An 18,622-nucleotide genomic window follows, 5' to 3' on the forward strand; every position below is an offset into this window, starting at 1 on the left:
CAAGAAAGAAGTTATCCGATCCCGGAGGCAATTCGACTGGCCAAGATTTCCAGTCGAACGCCGTGGGTCAGTGGTGCTTCATGGGCACGTCGTCCGGCCGGAAACGCAGCCGGGGCCCCTCGCCCGCCCAGTCCCCGCCGTCGAGCCGGCCCAGGCTCGTCAGCAGGTCGAGGGTGAGCCAGCGGCTCAGCTCCGGGTGGGCGGGGTGCTCCCACAGTCCGGCGGGACCGCGCAGCCCCTCCAGGAAGCCCACCAGGCCGGCCACCCGGGCGTCGGCGGCCGAGATCCCCGTCCGGGACACCAGATCCAGGACGAAGGCCAGGTCGAAGCGGGAGTGCAGGGAGATGAAGCCCGCGGCCCGCTCCCGGCCGCGCAGCCGGGCGATCTCGGTACCCAGCGCCCACTCGTCCCGGGTCTCCCGCCGCAGCAGCAGGTCGGCGGCGCGGCGGGCCGGTTCGGAGCGGGCCCGGCCGGGGTGGAGGACGAGAGCGGCGAGCGCGGCCTCCGTGTTGGCCCGGCACCCGGGCGAGCCCGGCAGCTTGCGGTAGCCGGGGACGCTGCCGGGCTGCCCGGCGACCAGACCGGTCGGCCAGGAGCCGTCCTGGGTGCGCCGGGCGAGCAGCCAGTCGTACGCCCGCTCCGCCCGCGGGTCGGTCGCAGCGCCGACGGCGCCCAGACCCCGCAGCGGGACCGAGACCTGGAGCGGGATCATCGCGTACCGCTCGTCGGTGCGGAACTCCGTCAACGGGAAGGAGCCGTCGTCCTGTTGGCGGGCGAAGACCCGCTCGACCAGCTCCTCCACCCGCGGATGCGCGCGGTCGAGGCCGAGCCCGCCGAGGCGGCACAGCAGCAGGCTCAGCTCCTGGAGCCCCTCGGGCTCGGCCGCGAGGAGCGCGAGCACCTCCGGGTCCTCGGCCCTGCGCGGCAGCAGATCCGCGAGCTCGGGGTCGTCGTCCGGTACGCCGAGCAGCTCGGACAGCACCCGGCAGCGCAGTGCCGGGGAGCTGTCGCACAGCAGAAGCCAGGCGGAATCCGTTGTCATGACAGCACCTCACGCAGATAGGGGGCCGTCGGGGTGTCCCCCGCGGCGAGCTGCTCGGGGGTGCCCTGGGCGACGGTCCGGCCGCCCCCGGGCCCGCCGCCGGGGCCGAACTCGACGAGCCAGTCGCAGCAGGCCAGCAGCCGGGGGTCGTGATCGACCACGAGGACGCCGTGGCCCCGGGCCACCAGCGCGTCCAGCACGCCCACCAACCGCTCGACGTCCGCGTCGTGCAGCCCGGTGGTCGGCTCGTCGAGGATGTACAGTGCCGGGCGTCCGCCCGGCCCCGTGATGTCGCGGACCAGCTTGAGCCGCTGCCGCTCGCCGCCGGAGAGCGCGCCGGGTGCCTGACCCAACGTCAGGTAGCCGAGGCCGAGTTCGACCGCTCCGCGGAGCGGTCCCGCGATCTCCTCCGCGTCCTGCCACAGGTCGAGGACCTCTTCGAGGCCGAGGCGTTCGAGCGCGGGCAGGCTGTGGCCACGGACCACCAGTTCGCGGACCTCGGCCCGGTGACCGGTGGCGCCGCAGGCGTCGCAGGGCCGGTGCACGGTCGGCATGAAGCCCATGTCCTCGGCGACCTTGCCCTTGCCCTTGCAGCCGTCGCACCGGGGTTGGAGATCGGCCGCGCCGATCCCCCGCTCCCGGCCCTCGGCGGAGGCCGCGTACCGCTCCCGCAGGGGGCCGAGCACCTTCAGGAAGGCACCGGGCGAGGTGATGCCGGTGCCGCTCTGGTCGGTGTGCCTGACCTGCTTGGGGGCGCCGTCGATGCCCTCGTGCGCGCCGGGGGCCACGGGGGTGGCGGCGGCCGATGTGGTGAGTTTCCTCGGGGCGAGGGCGCGCGCCAGGATCCCGATGGCCAGGGTGGACTTGCCGGAGCCCGAGACCCCGCAGAGGCCGGTGAGCACTCCGAGCGGGATACGGACGTCCTCGCCGTCGAGGTTGTTCTCGGTGGGCTTGCGGACGGTCAGCCAGCCGGTGGGCTCGGCACGCGGCCCGGTGGCGCGGGCGGGCAGCGGGTGGTCGAGCAGCGCCCGGGCCTCGGGGTTCTCCCGGATCCGGGCGGCCGTGCCGGCGGCGACGACGGTGCCGCCACGCCGGCCGGCGCCGGGGCCCATCACGATCCGGTGGTCGGCCCGTTCGACGACCCGCCTGTCGTGGTCGACGAGGATCACCGTGTTGCCCCGGTCGCGGAGCTCCTCAAGGACCGTGGCCAGCACGTCCACCTCTCGCGGGTGCAGTCCCCGGGAGGGCTCGTCCAGGAGCACGGTCATACCGGTGAGTTCGGCGCCGAGGAGGGCGGTGAGCCGCACCCGCTGGAGCTCCCCGGCCGAGAGGGTGTTGGCCATCCGGTCGAGGTGGAGGTGCCCGAGACCGACCCGGCCGAGGAAGGCGAGCCGACGTAGGGCGACCGAGTGTGAGCGGACGGCCCAGCCGGGGGCCTCGTCGGGGAGCCGGAGGCCGGCGAGCGCCTCCCGCACCCCGGCGACGGGTTCACGGTGCAGATCGTGCCGGTTGAGCCCGGCGATCCGCTGGTCCAGGAACTCCGGCCGCAGCCGTCCGCCGCCGCACCCGGGGCACGGCACGCGCTCGGTGTAGAGGCCGCCCACGTCCCAGCCGTCCATGATGCGGAAGACCCCGCGCCACAGGACCGTCGCCGAAGGGGTGACCCGGGCCTCCGGGGAGAGGGTGACCTCCTCCTCGCCGAAGAGGAACGCCTCCCGAGCCCGCTCGCCCATGTCCCGCCAGGGGGTGCGCTCGGGGTCGAAGCCGTACCGCTCGCCGAGCGCGAGCAGCTGCCAGTAGCCGCCGTTGGCGGGCTTGGAGAGGTACGAGCGCGGATAGAAGCCCGGCGAATACAGGGCCCCGTCCATGAGCGGCCGGTCCGGTCGGTGGACCAGCCGGTCCACGAGCGGGACGGCGACGCTGCCCATGCCGTGGCAGCGCAGACAGGCCGCCTCGTACCGCAGCGGCGAGAAGTCGGCCGGTTCGGCGGGCGTGCCCGGACGGCCGCAGCCCGCACAGGTCCACGCGCTGCCCGGCCGGTGGCCCGAACGGCGCTGCTCCGCACGGCAGTCGGGGCAGACGCGGGCCCCGGCGTAGGCGAGGAGGACGCCGAGGTGCGGGCTGAGGTCCGTGGTGGAGCCGACGGTGCTGCGCGGGCCGGGGGCCCGCCCGTCGGCGCCGACGACGAGGGTGGGGCCGAGCCCGGTGAGCGAGGCGGCCCCGGACTCGGGTCCCTCCCGGACCGACTGGCGCTCGTACAGGGAGAGCGATTCCAGCAGGCGGCGGGTGGCCTCCGCCTCCAGGACGTCCCGGACGAGGGAGGACTTGCCGGAGCCGGAGACTCCGGTGACGGCGGTCATCACGCCCTTGGGGATGTCGACCGAGACATCCCGGAGGTTGTTGGCGCGGGCTCCGCGGATCTCCACGGCGGTGTGCGTCCGGCGCGGGCGGCGGGCCGCGCCGGAGGGCCGCACCGGGTCGGGCTCGCGCTGCCCGGGCGGTCCCGCGTACAGCAGCCGTCCGCCGTCGGGGCCGCTGCCCGGGCCGAGCCGGAGCGTCCAGTCGGCCATGGCGGCGATGTCCTGGTTGTGCTCGACCACCACGACCGTGCAGCCGCGCTCGGTGAGGCGGCGCAGCAGTGCGGCGAGCCTGGGCACGTCGGCCGGGTGCAGTCCGGTGCTGGGTTCGTCGAGGTAGACGAGCTGGGCGGGTTTGGTGGCGGCGATCTGTTTGGCGAGTTTGACGCGCTGGGCCTCGCCGCCGGAGAGGGTCGGGGAGGGCTGTCCGAGGCGCAGGTAGCCGAGGCCGACGTCGAGGAGGGCCTGGATGATCCGGCGGGCGCGGGCGTCGTGGGCGACGAGCGGCAGCGCCTCGTGGACGCTCAGGTCGTGGATCTCGTCGACGGAGTAGGTGTTGCCGTCCGGGAACCGGGCTCGGACGGCGAGGGCCTCGGCGCCGAACCGTCGGCCGCCGCACGCCTCGCAGCGCACCCACTCGGAGGGCAGGAAGCGCAGTTTCACCTCGACGGAGCCCATGCCGGCGCAGGCCGGGCACGCGCCCTCGGAGCGGTTGAAGGAGAAGGTCCCCGCGGGCAGTCCGGTCGCCTCGGCGAGCACCGCCCGGATCCGGTCGGCGAGTCCGGTGTACGTGGCGGGGTTGGAGCGCGGGTTGACGCCGATGGGTGACTGGTCGACGGTGAGCGGGACGAGCGGCTCGCCCGCCAGGGCGTCACAGCCGCGAGCCTCCCCGGCGACGAGGGAGGCGACGAGGACGTCCCGGACGAGGGTGCTCTTGCCGGCTCCGGAGGGACCGGTCACGACGGTGAGGGCGCCGGTGGGGACGGCGCAGTCGAAACCGGTGAGGTTGTGGTGGCGCGCGTTCCTGACGGTGAGCCATGGGGCGCCGGGCGCGGGTACGGCGCCGGGCGCGGCCTTCGACGGCGTGAGGCGTTCGCGGCCGGAGAACCAGCGGCCGGAGACGGTGTCCGCCGCCCACAGCTCGGCGGGGGTGCCCTCGAAGACGACCCGGCCGCCGCCGGAGCCGGCCGCCGGGCCGATCTCGACGACCCGGTCGGCGGCCGCCACAGCGGTGCGGTCGTGCTCGACCAGGACGACGGGTCCCGCCAGTCTGCCCAGCTCGGTCATCAGCCGGGCGACCTGGGCGGCGCCGAGGCCGATGGTGGGCTCGTCGAGGATGTGGAGCAGGTCCTCCACGTCGTTGGCGAGGAGGACGGCGATCCGCAGTCGCTGTGCCTCGCCCCGGGACAGGGTCGGTGAGGAGCGGTCGAGCGCGAGGTAGCCGAGGCCCAGGGATTCGAGGGCCTCCAGGCGGCGCAGGACCTGCCGCAGCGAGGTGGCCGCGTGCGGGGGCAGGACGGCCCCGGCGAGCACCTCCCGGGCCCGGCTCACGTCGAGCGCGAGCAGACCGGACAGGGTCAGCCCGGCCAGTTCGTACGCCTCGGTGCCGGGGGCCTCGGCGCGGAAGTCCTGCGGTCGGACCCGGGGCAGCGGCGCTCCGCAGGAGGTGCAGAGCCGGGCCCGGGACAGCACCCGGGAGCCCGCCGCGGTACGGAGCTCGACCTGGGCGGAGCCGAGCGCCGCGACCCGGTCGAGCAGCCGCCGGGCGGCCCGTACGTCGTCGTCCGGGCCGAGCGCGCCGACCCGGACGGTGATCGTGTGCGCCACGTCGGGCGTCGGCGCGCGACCGCTCCAGGGGCGGCCGTCCACGGCCACCGCCTCGGTCCCGAAACGCTCGCGCAGCGCGGCGAGCAGCCGGGTGTGGCCCCCGAGGGCGCCCCGCACGAGCGGGGCCAGCACCTCGACGGGCCCGGCCGAGGCGGCGGTCCGTAACAGGGACAGCTGTTCCTCGGCCGGCACCGTCTCCGTGACCTCCGCGCAGCGCGGGCAGCGCAGTACGGCGAAGCGGGCGTAGAGCACCCGCAGGAAGGGGTGGGCCCCGGCGGCGGTGGCGACCGTGGAGCGGGGGTTGCGGTTGAGCACGTTCTGGCCGACGGCGACGGCGGGCCGCAGCCCGTGGACCGCCCGCACGCGGGCCGCCCTGGCGGTGGCCGGCGCGCCCGCGAGGGTGGCCAGGAAGCGGTGCCTGGCCTCCCGGTGCAGGGTGTCGAAGACGAGCGAGGACTTGCCGGACCCGGACGCCCCCACGACGGCGGTGATGCCGGCGCAGAGGGTCACGTCCACGTCGCGGAGATTGTTCTCCGCGGCGCCCTCGATCCGGATCCCCGTCTCCGGTCCGTTGTCGTGTCCGATCTCAGGACCAGCCGCCTGTCGGGTTTCCTGTGAGGTCAAGACCACTCCCATCCGGCCGTGCCGGTCCGTCGTGCCGCCGCCCGCCACCGGGCTCAGAGTCTGGCGAGCAGCGTAGCCGCCTCTTCGTCGGACAGCCCGGCGACGAGTGCGGTCAGGGCTCTCTCGACGGACTCGGCCACGCCCGCGACGGTCGGCTCGGCGAAGAAGTCGCGGACCGCGACCTGCACGCCGAAGGCGGCGTTGACCCGGTTCAGGAGCTGGAGCGACTTCAGCGAGTTCCCGCCGACGGCGAAGAAGACGTCGGTACGGCCGATCCCTTCGATGCCCAGCACCTCCCGCCACAGCTCGGCGACCCGCTCCTCCAGCGGCGTCAGCGGCGCCTCTCCGCCCGCCCTGGCCCGGAGGTCCTCCTGGGTGGGCGCGGGCAGCCGCAGTCGGTCGAGCTTGCCGGAGGGGGTGTACGGCAGCGCGTCGAGCCGGACGTAGACGGCGGGGAGCATGAAGCCGGGCAGCCGCTCCTCGGCGAAGGCCGCGACGTCGTCGGCCTCCCACCCCTCGCCGGCGACATGGGCGGCGAGCTGGTTGTCGCCGTCCGCATCCTTGAACACGGTGACGGCGCACTCGCGGACGGCCGGGTGGCCGGTGAGGACCGCCTCGACCTCGCCGGTCTCGACGCGGCAGCCGCGGATCTTGACCTGGTTGTCGACCCGGCCGAGGTACTGGATCTCACCCTCGCCGTCGACGGTGACGAGGTCGCCGGTCCGGTAGAGGCGCTCGCCGGGCCGCACCGGGTACGGGTGCGGGACAAAGCGCTCGGCGGTCAGCCCCGGCCGGCCGAGGTAGCCGTTGGACAGGCCGCCGACACCGGCGACGCACAGCTCGCCGGGGACGCCGGGCGGTACCGGCCGCAGCGCCTCGTCGAGCACGAAAAGCCGGTAGATGCCGAGCCGACGGCCGATGGGGAGCCCGGTCCCGCCGTCGTAGGCGCGGCCCTCCCAGCCCGCGACCTCCGAGGTCTCCGTCTGCCCGTACAGGTGGTGCAGCTCGGCCGGGAAGCGCTCGGCGAACCGGTCGAGGAGCCGGGTCCCGGCCGCCTCGCCGGACAACTGCACCCAGCGCAGGTCCGGGCACTCCACCTCGGGGGCGAGGTTGAGGTAGGCGTTGAGCATCGAGGGCACGAAGTGCGCGAAGACCACGCGCTCGGTGGAGAGCAGCCGGCTCAGGTGCACCACGTCGGACTCGGCGCCCGGGTCGGCCATGAGGACGGTGGCCCCGGCGCTCAGCGGGCCGAAGATCTCCCATATCGCCACGTCGAAGATGAGCGGCGTCTTGTGGATGACGCGGTCGCCGGGCCGCAGGCCGTAGCGGCGTCCCAGCCACTCCAGACGGCCGGCCGCGCAGCGGTGGTCGATGACGGCGCCCTTGGGTGTGCCGGTGGAGCCCGAGGTGTAGTAGACGTACGCGGCGTGGTCGAGCGTGACCTCCGCACCGGGCGCGGCCGCCGCGGCGCCCTCGGCCGGGACCGGGACGAGCGGGACGCCGAGTCCTTCGAGGCGCTCGGTGCGGCCCTCCTGGACGACCACGGCGGCCACCCGGGCGTCACCGGTGATGACGGCCACCCGTTCGGCGGGCAGCGAGGGCTCCAGCGGCACGAACGCGGCGCCGCGCTTGAGCACCGCGAGCAGCGCCACCACGAGGTCCGCGGAGCGCTCGACGCACACGGCGACCAGGCTCCCGGCGCCGACTCCGGCCCGCGCGAGCGTACGGGCGAGCAGGTTGGCCCGGCCGTCCAGCTCTGCGTAGGTGGTGGCGACGCCGCCGGCCTCCACGGCGACGGCCTCGGGGTGGCGGTGGACCGTGTCCTCGAAGGCCCCGTGGAGCGTGCGCAGTTCGGGGTAGACCTCGAAGCCGTTGTTCGCGGCGGCGGCCAGCTCCGTCCGTCGGTCCTCGGGCAGCAGAGCGAGTTCGTCGACCCGGGCCTCCGGGTGCCGGACGGAGTCGTCGAGCAGGGTCAGGAAGCGGGCGGTCCACTCCTCGGCGGTGCAGCCGGACGGCAGCCGTCCGCAGGCCAGGGCACCGGTGACGTCCGGTTCGACGGTCGCGACGACGCAGTGGACGTGATCGTCCGCGGCGGCCGGAGCACCGTCCCCGTACTGGAGGACGAAACGCTCGACGGTCCCGCCGTCCGCCGCCGCGTCGGCGGGCTCGGCGACCGGGCCCCCGGTGAGGCCCTTCTCGGCGGCGGCGGCCAACTCGGCGAAGGTCGCATCGCCGGTGACGGTCAGCGGAACGATCCGCTCGGCGCCGGGCGCGAGCGAAACCTCCGCGTTCTCCCGGCGGGCGTGCCGGTAGCGGGTGGCGACGAGGGCCGCGAGCAGGACCGCCCGCTCCCCCACGCCGTACCGGCGGGCCGTCTCGGCGGCCCGCTCACGGAGCTCGGGGCCGAGCCGGAAGGGCACCGCGGCCGGCTCGGTGCCGGGCGTCACGGCCGGAGTCGCTTCGTTGGACACTGTGTTCCCCTTTCGTGACGGGTGGGTCACCCCGTCGCGCCCTTCATGTGGGCGATGGTCTGGGCGAGTTTGCCGAGGTTCTCGGTGGTGTAGACGTCGAGGAGGCCGACCTCCACACCCAGGCGCTGCCGGATGCGGACGCTCATCTGGGTGACGAGGAGGGAATGGCCGCCGAGGGCGAAGAAGTTGTCGGTGAGTCCGACCCGGTCGCGGGCGAGCACGTCGCACCAGATCTCCGCGAGTTCCTTCTGCAGCGGGGTGGCCGGGGACACGTGGTCGCCGTCCGGGCGGCCGTCGTCCTCGGGCTCCGGCAGGGCGGAGCGGTCCACCTTGCCGTTGACGTTCAGCGGGAGGGCGTCGACGCGGACGAAGGCGGCCGGGACCATGTAGCCGGGCAGACTCCGCTCCAGGTGTTCGCGCAGCTCCTCGGCGGGGACGGCGCGGCCGGACACGATGTGGGCGACGAGCCGCTTGTCGCCGGAGGCGGGGCTCCGGACGCTCACGACGGCCTGTCCCACGTCGGGGTGGTCGGCCAGGTGGGCCTCGATCTCGCCGAGTTCGATGCGGTGGCCGCGTACCTTGACCTGGTCGTCGGCGCGGCCGAGGCAGAGCAGCTCACCGCCGGAGGTCCAGCGGACCAGATCCCCGGTGCGGTACATGCGGGTTCCGGGCGGGCCGTACGGGTCGGGCAGGAAGCGGTCGGCGGTGAGGCCGGGGCGGTGCAGATAACCGTGGGCCAGCCCCGCGCCCGCCAGGTACAGCTCGCCCACGACGCCCACCGGCACCGGCTGCCCCGCCGGGTCGAGGACATAGGCACGGGTGTTGCGCAGCGGCCGGCCGATCGGCGGGAGGCCGTCGACGCCGTCCCCGGTGAACCAGGCGGTGGCGTACACGGTGGACTCGGTGGGGCCGTACAGGTTGCCGACGAGTCCGGCGCCGACGGCGCCCGCGATGTCGTCGGCGGCCTTGGCGGAGAGCGGTTCACCGGCCATGACGACGGTTCCGGCCGCGGCGTGCAGGCCACCGGTGGCGTGGATCTGGGCCAGCGCGGAGGGCACGCCGCTGAGCAGGGAGCCGCTGTACGGGCGGCCGCCCGGTGGGTCGGCGAGGGAGAGCAGCGAGGGCACGATCTCGACCGCTCCACCGTTGAGCAGCGGGCCGAACATCTCGAAGACGGACACGTCGAAATTGAGCGAGGTCGCGGCGAGCAGCCGGGACAGCTGATCGGGCGTGAAGGTCTCGCCGGCCCAGGCCGCGAGGTTCGCGACCGCGCGGTGCGGGACGAGGACGCCCTTGGGGCGGCCCGTGGAGCCCGAGGTGTAGATGGTGTACGCCGGGTGTCGCTGGTCCAGCGGGGCTGTGCGGTCGGTGTCGTCGAGGTCGTGGTCCGGCCGGGCGGCGACGGCGGCGAGCGTGTCGGGCGCGTCCAGGACCAGCGTCGCGTGCGCGCCCTCGGGGATGCGGTCCCTGACCCGCTCGACGGTGAGGACGAAGGCAGGGCACGCGTCCTCCAGCATGAGGGCGATCCGGTCGGCCGGGTAGCCGGGGTCGACCGGCACGTACGCGGCGCCCGTCTTCAGGACGGCCAGCACCGTGACCATGATCAGCTCGGTGCGGGGCAGCGCGATGGCGGCGAAGTCGCCGGGGCCGATGCCGAGTCCGGCCAGGTGGCGGGCGAGCCGGTTGGCGGCCGCGTTCAGTTGGCCGTAGGAGACCGTGGTGGACTCGAAGTGGACGGCGGGGGCGGCGGGGTGCAGCTCCGCCTGCCGCTGGAACAGCACGGGCAGGGTGTCGGGGCCGACCTCGGCGGCGGTGTCGTTCCAGCCGTCGAGGAGCCGATGGCGCTCCTCCTCGCCGAGCATGGGCAGGGTTTCGAGGGCGGTGTCCGGCGCCTCGGCGATCCGCTCGAGGAGCCGGAGGTAGTAGGCGGCGAAGCGCTCGACGGTGCCCCGGTCGAAGAGTGCGCTGGAGAACTCCAGGTCGCCGACGAGGCAGCCGTCCTCGGACTCCCGCAGATACAGGGTGAGGTCGAATTTGGCGGTCCAGGTGTCGGTCGAGACGGTGGACGGGGCGATGCCGAGGCCCGCCCCGGCCTGGACGCTCTCCTGGGGCGCGGCCGCGTAGTAGCTGAAGGCCACCTGGAAGACGGGGTGACGGGTGACGTCACGCTCGGGCTGCACCTCGTCCACGAGGAGCTCGAAGGGCAGCTCCCGGTGGGCCTCTCCGCGCAGCACCGAAGCGCGGACCTCCTTGAGATGGGCGTCGAAGGTCTGGCCGGTGGCCACCCGGGAGCGGACCGGGATCGTATTCACGAAGCACCCGATCAGCCGCTCCGTCTCCACGGTGGGCCGGCTGCCGGAGAAGTAGCCCAGACACACGTCGTCCTGGCCGCTCAGTCGGTGCAGCAGGGCGCTGAACGCGGCCATCGTGGTCATGAACAGCGTGGCGCCGCTCCGGCCCGCGAGGGCCCGCAGCCGTGCGGTGAGCTCTTGCCCCACGGTGAACTCGACGGCTCCACCCGCGAAGCCGGGCACGGGCGGGCGCGGCCGGTCGGTCGGCAGCTCGATGCTGTGCGGGGTGCCCGCCAGATACTCCTTCCAGTAGAAGAGGTGGTCGCGCAGCGCGGAGCCCTGGAGACGGCGGCGCTGCCAGGCCGCGTAGTCGGCGTACTGGAGCTCCGGCTCGGGCAGCGGGGACGGCTCGCCGCGCAGGAACGCCCCGTACAGGGCGCCGAGTTCCTCGATGAGGACGGAGACCGAGTAGCCGTCGATCACGATGTGGTGGGCGGTGATGACGAGGACGTGTTCCTCAGGGGCCGTGCGGAGGGCGGTGGCGCGGACGACCGGGCCGCTCTGGATGTCGAAGCCGGCCTTGCCGTCCGCCAGGAGCAGCGCCCGCACCTCGGCCTCGGGGTCGGCGGCGCCGCTCACGTCCCGGAACTCCAGCGGGAGGACGGCCTCGTCGGAGACGACCGGCACGATGTTCTCGCCGGCCAGGTCGAACGTGGTGCGCAACACGTGGTGGCGCCGGACGAGTTCGTCGAGCGCGGCGCGGAGGGTCTCCCGGTCGAGCGGGCCGCGCAGCGCCAGCGGGGTCTGCACGTTGTAGAGGCCGCCCTCCGGCTGGAGCAGGTGGAGGAAGACCATGCGCTGCTGCGCGTACGAGGACTCGGCGGTCGCCCCGGCCGGCTGGGGCGGCACGGTGTCGGGGACGGCGTCCGAGGCGGCGACCAGCTCGGCGAGGCCCTCGACGGTGGGCCGCCGGTAGAACTCGCGGACGCTCACCTCGGCTCCGGTCCTGTGCCGGATCCGGGACAGCACCTGGGCGACGAGCAGCGAATGGCCGCCGAAGGCGAAGAAGTCGTCGAGCGCGCCGACCCGTTCGGTGCGCAGGACCTCCCGCCAGATCGCGGCGACGAGCTGTTCGCCGCCGGTGCGCGGGGCCACGTACGCGGCGCCCGAGCCGACCTCGTCCGTGTCGGGGGCGGGCAGCGCGTTTCGGTCGGTCCCGCCGTGCCGCTTCACGGGCAGCGCGTCGAGCACGATGTAGCGGGAGGGCACGGCCTGCGCCGGCAGCCGCTTCAGGAGCCAGTGGCGCAGCTCCGCCGCCACCGGCACGGGGTCGGGTCCGACGGCGACGACATAGGCCGTGAGCTGTGGGGAGCCGAGGATGTCGGGGTGGGCGAGGACCGCGGCCTCGCCGATCGCCTCGTGGGCGCGCAGCGCCGACTCGGTCTCGCCGGGCTCGACCCGCATGCCGCGTACCTCGACCCGGTGGTCGGTGCGGCCGAGGTACTCGATCGAGCCGTCGCGCAGCCGGCGGACCAGATCGCCGGTGCGGTGCATGCGGGTTCCGGGCGGGCCGTACGGGTCGGGCAGGAAGCGGTCGGCGGTGAGGCCGGGGCGGCGGAAGCAGCCGCGGGCGAGGCAGGCGCCGGCGACGTACAGCTCGCCGGGGACGCCGTGGGGCACGAGGCCCAGGCTCTCGTCGAGCACGTACGCCACGGTGTTGCGTACGGACTGGCCGAGCGGGGCGATCCGGGGCCAGCTGTCGATGCCGGGGGCCATGTCGTGCCAGGTCACGACCTGGACCTCGGTGGAGCCGTAGTGGTGGGAGAGGCGGCGGCCCGGGGTGGCCGCGGTGAAGCGGCGCAGGCTGTCGCTGAGCGTGAGGGCCTCGCCGACCTGCACGAGATGGGTGAGGGCGGGGAGCGGCCGGCCGGCCGCGAGGGAGGTGCGGGCGGTCAGTTCGATGACGACGTTGGGCGCGAACAGGTGGGAGACCCGCCGCTCGTCGAGCCAGGTCACGAAGTGTTCGGGGCTGAGCCGCGTCTCCTCGGGGACGATCGCCAGGGCGGCGCCGGACAGCAGGGTGAACAGCATCTCCTGGATGGAGGTGCCGAAGCCGAGGTCGGTGAACTGGGCGGTGACCCGGCCGGGGCCGCTGGGGAGGGCGGTGAAGTGCCACTCCATCATGTTGAGCAGGGCGCCGGTGGTCATGACGACGCCCTCGGGGCGTCCGGTGGAGCCCGAGGTGTAGAGCAGGTAGGCGGGGGTGGCGTCGGTGACCGGTCCGGTGAGTTCGGCGGCGGACGGGTCGGCGGTGCTGTATGCGGCGCAGACCGTCAGCTCCTCGTCGAGGACGAGGACGGCCGTGCCGGAGATCGGGTCCGGCTCCGTCCCGGCGAGCAGGGCGGCGCCCGCCGCGTCGGTGACGACGACCCTCGGAGCGGCGTCGGCGAGCAGCAGGGATATGCGCTCGGCCGGGAGGGCCGGGTCCACCGGCAGGTAGACACCGCCGGTCTTGAGCACGGCGAGGAAGGCGGTGACGGCCGCGTCCGATCGGGGCAGCATGACCGCACCGATCGCTTCGGGGCCAAGGCCCCGTTCGAGCAGGGCCCTGGCGACCCGGTTGGCGCGCTCGTTGAGCTGCCCGTATGTCCGGGTCAGCGTCCCGTCGAGCACGGCGGGGGCCGAGTGGGCGACGGCGGCCCGCTCCTCGAACCAGTCGGCGAGCGACCCGCCGCGCAGCACGCCGGTCACTCCGCCGGTGACCAGTTCGGGGTGGTCGGCCGGGGCGAGCAGCGGCAGGTCCTGGATCCGGGCCCGCGGGGCGGCGGCGATGCCCTCCAGGAGGCGGACGAAGTGCCGGGACAGCTCCTCGACCGTCTCGGCGTCGAACAGCGCGGTGGCGTACTCGAAGCTGCCGTAAAGGCCGTCGTCCCTCTCGGAGACGAAGAGCGACAGGTCGAACTTGGCGGTGGTGCTGGGCTGGTCGACGAAGGAGACGTCGAGGCCCTCCATGGCGAGGTCCTGCTGTCCCAGGTACGAGAACATGACGTCGAACAGCGGCTGCCGGGCCTTGCCGCGGCCCGGCCCCAGCGCGGCCACCAGCCGGTCGAAGGGCAGCTGGCGGTGGTCGTAGGCGCTGATCACCGTCTCGCGCAGCTGGTCGAGCAGCCGGGTGAAGGGCGGGTTGCCGGCCAGGTCGCTGCGTACCACCACCGTGTTGGCGAAGTAGCCGATCATCTCGGCCGTCTCCTCGTGCGCCCGGCAGTCCACCGGGGTGCCCACGGATACGTCGTCCTGGCGGCACCAGCGGCCCATGAGGACGTGGAAGGCGGCGAGGACGACCATGAACGGGGTCGCCGAGGAGCGGGCGGCGACCTCCCGCAGTTCCTCGAAGAGGCCCGGCGGCAGGGCGAAGCCCACATTCGCGCCGGCGAAGCCGGTGGCCTCGTCGCGGGGGCGGTCAAACGGCATGTCGAGGCCCTCGGTCGCCCCCGCGAGGCGCTCGCGCCAGTACGCCAGCTGTCGGGCGTGCTCCTCGGCGGCCTCGGGGCCGCGCTGCCACACCGCGTAGTCGGCGAAGTGGGCGGCGGGCTCCGGCAGGGGGGAGGGTTCGTCGTCCAGGAAGGCGCCGTACAGAACGGCCAGTTCGTCGAGGAGACGGCCGATGGAGGGGCCGTCGACGATGATGTGCTGGGCGTTGACGGCGAGGATGTGCGAGGTGTCGGACAGCCTCAGCAGCTGCGTGGTGAACAGGTGGTCCCGGGACAGGTCGAAGGGGCGGCCGAAGTGGCGGGACAGGTGCTCCTCGGCCCGTGCCTCCCGCTCCTCCTCCGGTACGCCGGTGAGGTCGACCTGCTCGGGGGCCGGCCGCTCGCCGGGGATCACGACCTGGCTGACGACCCCGTCGGTCTCGCGGAAGCGGGTGCGCAGCACCTCGTGGCGGCGGACGAGCTCGTCGAGGGCGCGGCGCAGGGCGGGCTCGTGGAGCGCGCCCTCGATGCGCAGGGTGGTGCCGACGTTGTAGCCGGCCTGAAGGCCGAGCCGGTCGAGGAACCAGAGGCTCTCCTGCCCGTGGGTGAGCGGCAGGGTGGCCGGCCGGGCGCCTTCGAAGAGGGCGGCCGGGCGCTCGGGCGCCGGCTCCGACAGCAGGCGGACGACCTCGGCCTTGTGGGCGCGCAGCTCGGCGACCTGTTCGGGCGTCGGCGCGCTCGACGGGCGGAAGCGCAGGCGTCCGTCCTGGACCCAGAGTTGTATGCCGTCCGCGGTCAGCCGGTCTAGGAGTTCTCGCGCTGCGGTCATGTGTCGGCCCATTCTCCCCGGGGGTCGGTGGTGGTCAGTGCGGACGGAACGTGAGCGGCAGCGAGGTGAGGCCGCCGAGGATGTAGGAGGCGATCCGCTTCGGCTCACCGCTCACCTCGATCTCCGCGGGCAGTTGGGCCAGTTCTTCGAGCATCACGCGGATGGTGAGACGGGCGAGGTTGGCGCCGATGCAGAAGTGGCCGCCGCCACCGAAGGAGACGTGGTGGTTGGAGGTGCGGTCGAGGAGGAAGCGGTCCGGCTGGTCGAAGACCTTCTCGTCCCGGTTGAGCGAGGGCAGCCAGACGGTGACGGCGTCGCCCGCGCGGATCTCCACCCCTTCGAGGACGGTGTCGTGCTGGGCCGTGCGCAGGATGTGGGTCACGGGCGCGGTCCAGCGCAGGAACTCCTCGGCGGCCGTCTTCAGTTTGAGGTCGCCGGCGCGCAGGGCCCGCCACTGCTCCGGGCTCTGGAGCAGTGCGTACATGCCGGCGCCGACCGCCTGCCGGGTGGTCTCGTTGGCGGCCACGATGACGTTGTCACAGGTGAGGATGACCTCGTCGTCGGTGATGTCCAGCCCCTCGGCCTGGGCGGCGGTCAGCGCCGACACCAGGTCGCGGCCGGGGTTCCGGCGCTTCTCCTCGATGATCTCGGAGTAGTGACGGAGAATCTCGAAATGTGCCAGCTGCGCTTCGATCCCATTGATGTCGGCGGAATTCTCGGCGGCTTCCGTGGTGACTTTCGCCAGCATTTCTACATCGTCCATCGAAATGCTGAGAAGTTCCGCGGAGACGGCGAGCGGGATTCGCGCGGCGATGTCCTTGACGAAGTCGCAGTGGCCGGCCTCGACCACCCCGTGCAGCGCGGTCCGCACAACGTCGCGGGTCCGTTCCTCCATTTTCTTGATGGACCGGACGGTGAAAAGCCCCATGATCGCCTTGCGCAACAGGTCGTGGCGCGGCGGGTCGCTCAGCGCCATCATCGTGCCCGCGCCGGGGTAGGGGTCCTTGAAGTTGGAGCGCAGGAAGATGCCCTTGGTCGAGGTGAACCGCTCCCATTCCGTGAGCACTTCGAGCCCGCCGGCGTGTGTGGTGACCGCCCAGTACCCGCCGTGCTCGCCGTACTCGTGCCACGAGACCGGGCTCTCGCGCCGCAGGGTGCGCCAGACTTCGAACGGGTCGCCCTCGGAATAGAGAAGGGGATCGGTAAGAGCGGGCATATTCTGCAGCACGGGGATCCTCGAATTCATGGTCGGGTGTTCCATCTGCCTCCATGACGACGATATCCGGCGTTCGATGGAGCGATCGGTGCAGTCGAACGCCCGGACACCCGAAGAGATCCCCGCCCGGTAGATTGCGCGGAACACCTGCCGCGGCCGGGCCGATCACGTCGGCGGCCGCCCCGTTCGACCGAAAAGGTTGCAGATGGCCACTCGACTGATGGACCGTATACCTCGACTGCTGCAGCAGGTCGCGTTCCGCCGGTTCTGGACGGCGCAGACCATCTCCTATCTCGGGGACCAGGTCTCGACCATCGCGCTCCCGCTGACCGCCGTGCTCGCCCTGAACGCCTCGGCCGCTGAGATGGGGTTCCTCGGCGCCCTGGCCTCGCTGCCCAACCTGCTGTTCGCGCTGCACATCGGCGGGTTCGTCGACCGGTACGGACATCTGCGCCGCACGATGGTGTGGTGCGACCTCGGCCGGGCAGCCGTGCTCATCACCGTCCCGATCGCCTACGCCCTGGACGCCCTGACCCTGTCCCACCTGTTGGTCGTGGCCTTCGCCACCGGCACCCTGGCGATGTTCTTCAACGTCTCCAGCAACAGCATGTTCGCCGCCGTCGTGAAGCGTGAGGACTACGTACAGGGCCTGTCACTCACCCGCGGCAGCTTCTCCTTCTCCTGGGTCGCGGGTCCCGGTCTCGGCGGCATGCTGGTGCAGGCCCTGTCGGCGCCGGTGGCCCTCGTCGCCGACACGCTGTCCTTCCTCGGCTCGGCCTTCCTCCTCAAGACCGTGGACGTGGCGGAACCCAAGCCGCAGAAAGAGCGGTCGGGCTCCGGGATCAGGGACGGGCTGCGCTTCGTCAACCGGACCCCGGTGCTGCGGGCCAAGTTCATCGGCGGCGGGCTGCTCAATCTCTTCTACACCATGTACTTCACGCTCTTCCTGCTCTTCATAGCGCGGGAGTTGAAGCTCACGCCCGGCATGATCGGCGCCGCGCTCGGGCTCGGCGCCGTCGGCGCGCTGCTCGGCTCGTTCGTCACCGGCCGGGTCACCCGCCGCATCGGCATCGGTCCTACCTTCCTGCTCGGCTCCCTGCTCTTCCCCGGCGCGCTCGCCCTCGTTCCCTTCGCCAACGACAACAAGTGGGTGGCCTTCGGGCTGGTCGTCGCGGCCGAGCTGGTGTCCGGCATGGGCCTGATGCTCTGTGACATCGCCGGCTCCTCGATCCAGCAGGCGCTTACCCCGGACCGGTTCCGCTCCCGGGTGCAGGGCGCGTACCTGGGGCTCATCAACGGCGTACGGACGGTCGGGGCGCTCGTCGCCGGCGGCCTCGGCACGCTGATCGGCCTGCGGCCCGCGCTGTGGTTCGCCGTCATCGGCGGCGTACTGAGCTGCCTGCCGCTGCTCCTCGCCCCGGTGCTCCGCATGCGTGAGCTGCCCGAACAGGCCGAGCCGACCGAGCCGGCCGAGGAACCCGAGCGGGCCGAGGTGCCCGAGCAGGCCAAGCGGGCCGAATGAACCGTCGGCGGCCCCGGCACTTCCCACCGACCCCACGAGAAGAGGGATTCCCATGTCTTTCCTCGCCGACCAGCTGATCGGCGAAGCCCGGCGCCGCCAGGTGCGGCTCTGGGTGGACTCGACGGGCAGGCTCCAGTTCGCCGGCGACGCCCCGGCCCTGGACGACCGCTTCGTCATGCTGCTGCGCACCCAGGAACAGCCCATCGCCGCGAAGATCGGCGGGGAGTCCCGGGACCGCTGGCTCCGCCGGCTCACCGAGGCCGAGGGCGGCGACGCCCTGCTGTATCTGATCCCCGCGGCGGGCGCCGGGCCGAACACCTACCGGCCCCTGGCCGCTGCGGCCCCGGCCGGGCTGTGTATCGAGGCGGTGCTCACGCCCGGCCGGGAGGACCGCTTCGGCGAGGCCCCGTTCACCGAAGTCGGCGCGCTGGCCGACCGGATCGCCGAGCGGATCCTCGGGCACGCGGACCGGCCCTTCGCTGTTCTCGGGCACAGTACAGGCGGTCTGGTCGCTCGCGAGGTCACCCGGCGCCTGGCGGGCTCCACCGGCGAACAGCGGGCGTTGTTCGTCGCCGGGGCGATGCCACCGCACCTGGTGGGCGAGCCCGGCCCCGACCCCAGCGACGAGGAACTCCTCTCCTACCTGAACGCCTGGCAGGGCACGCCTGCCGCGCTCCTCGACGACCCGGGATTCCTCCGGACCTTTCTGCCGACGCTCAGCGCCGACCTGCGGCTTTTCGACTCGTGCCGCCGCGCGCTCGACCCGGCGGACCGCGTCGGCGTGCCGATGACCGTCTTCGGCGGTCTCCAGGACGAGACGGCCCCCGCGGGCGTGTGTGAGGCGTGGCGGCCGTGGGCGGCGGGCCCGTTCACCGTCCGCATGGTCGAAGGCGGCCACTTCTTCCCGGTCACCGCCGCGGCCGAGGTCCTGGCCGAGGTCGCCCGGGTCCTGGACGTACCGGCCCGCTGACCG

Annotated in this window: 7 protein-coding genes; 2 read left to right on the top strand and 5 right to left on the bottom strand. The window is 73.4% G+C overall.

Annotated features, from left to right (window positions below):
• Positions 1-67: 67 nt before the first annotated feature.
• From ACFY6S_RS19075 to ACFY6S_RS19095, 5 genes are read right to left on the bottom strand one after another with little or no spacing between them, the layout of a single operon-like run.
• Positions 68-1,042: a hypothetical protein gene (locus ACFY6S_RS19075; RefSeq protein ID WP_388818873.1), complete on the bottom strand. Its 975-nt coding sequence runs from the start codon at positions 1,040-1,042 to the stop codon at positions 68-70.
• On the bottom strand, positions 1,039-5,850 hold the full coding sequence (locus ACFY6S_RS19080; protein ID WP_388818875.1) for a hypothetical protein: 4,812 nt from the start codon (positions 5,848-5,850) through the stop codon (positions 1,039-1,041). The genes ACFY6S_RS19075 and ACFY6S_RS19080 overlap by 4 nt, the downstream gene beginning before the upstream one ends.
• A 53-nt stretch (positions 5,851-5,903) precedes the next feature.
• Entirely contained in the window at positions 5,904-8,321 is a 2,418-nt protein-coding gene (locus ACFY6S_RS19085; RefSeq protein WP_388818878.1) for an amino acid adenylation domain-containing protein, read from the bottom strand.
• Positions 8,322-8,347: 26 nt separating this feature from the next.
• Entirely contained in the window at positions 8,348-14,911 is a 6,564-nt protein-coding gene (locus ACFY6S_RS19090; protein ID WP_388818880.1) for an amino acid adenylation domain-containing protein, read from the bottom strand.
• A gap of 34 nt (positions 14,912-14,945) precedes the next feature.
• On the bottom strand, positions 14,946-16,139 hold the full coding sequence (locus ACFY6S_RS19095) for a cytochrome P450 (RefSeq protein WP_388818883.1): 1,194 nt from the start codon (positions 16,137-16,139) through the stop codon (positions 14,946-14,948).
• 193 nt (positions 16,140-16,332) lie between these two features.
• Here ACFY6S_RS19095 and ACFY6S_RS19100 point away from each other — a divergent pair, with 193 nt between their 5' ends.
• Together ACFY6S_RS19100 and ACFY6S_RS19105 are read left to right on the top strand one after the other, a co-directional pair.
• Positions 16,333-17,649, top strand: a complete 1,317-nt coding sequence (locus ACFY6S_RS19100; protein ID WP_388818886.1) for an MFS transporter — start codon at positions 16,333-16,335, stop codon at positions 17,647-17,649.
• 52 nt (positions 17,650-17,701) lie between these two features.
• Positions 17,702-18,619, top strand: coding sequence for a thioesterase II family protein (locus ACFY6S_RS19105; protein ID WP_388818889.1), 918 nt, complete (start codon positions 17,702-17,704; stop codon positions 18,617-18,619).
• Positions 18,620-18,622 lie beyond the last annotated feature (3 nt).

This window comes from Streptomyces sp. NPDC012835, from assembly GCF_042900885.1.
Taxonomy (GTDB): Bacteria; Actinomycetota; Actinomycetes; order Streptomycetales; family Streptomycetaceae; genus Streptomyces.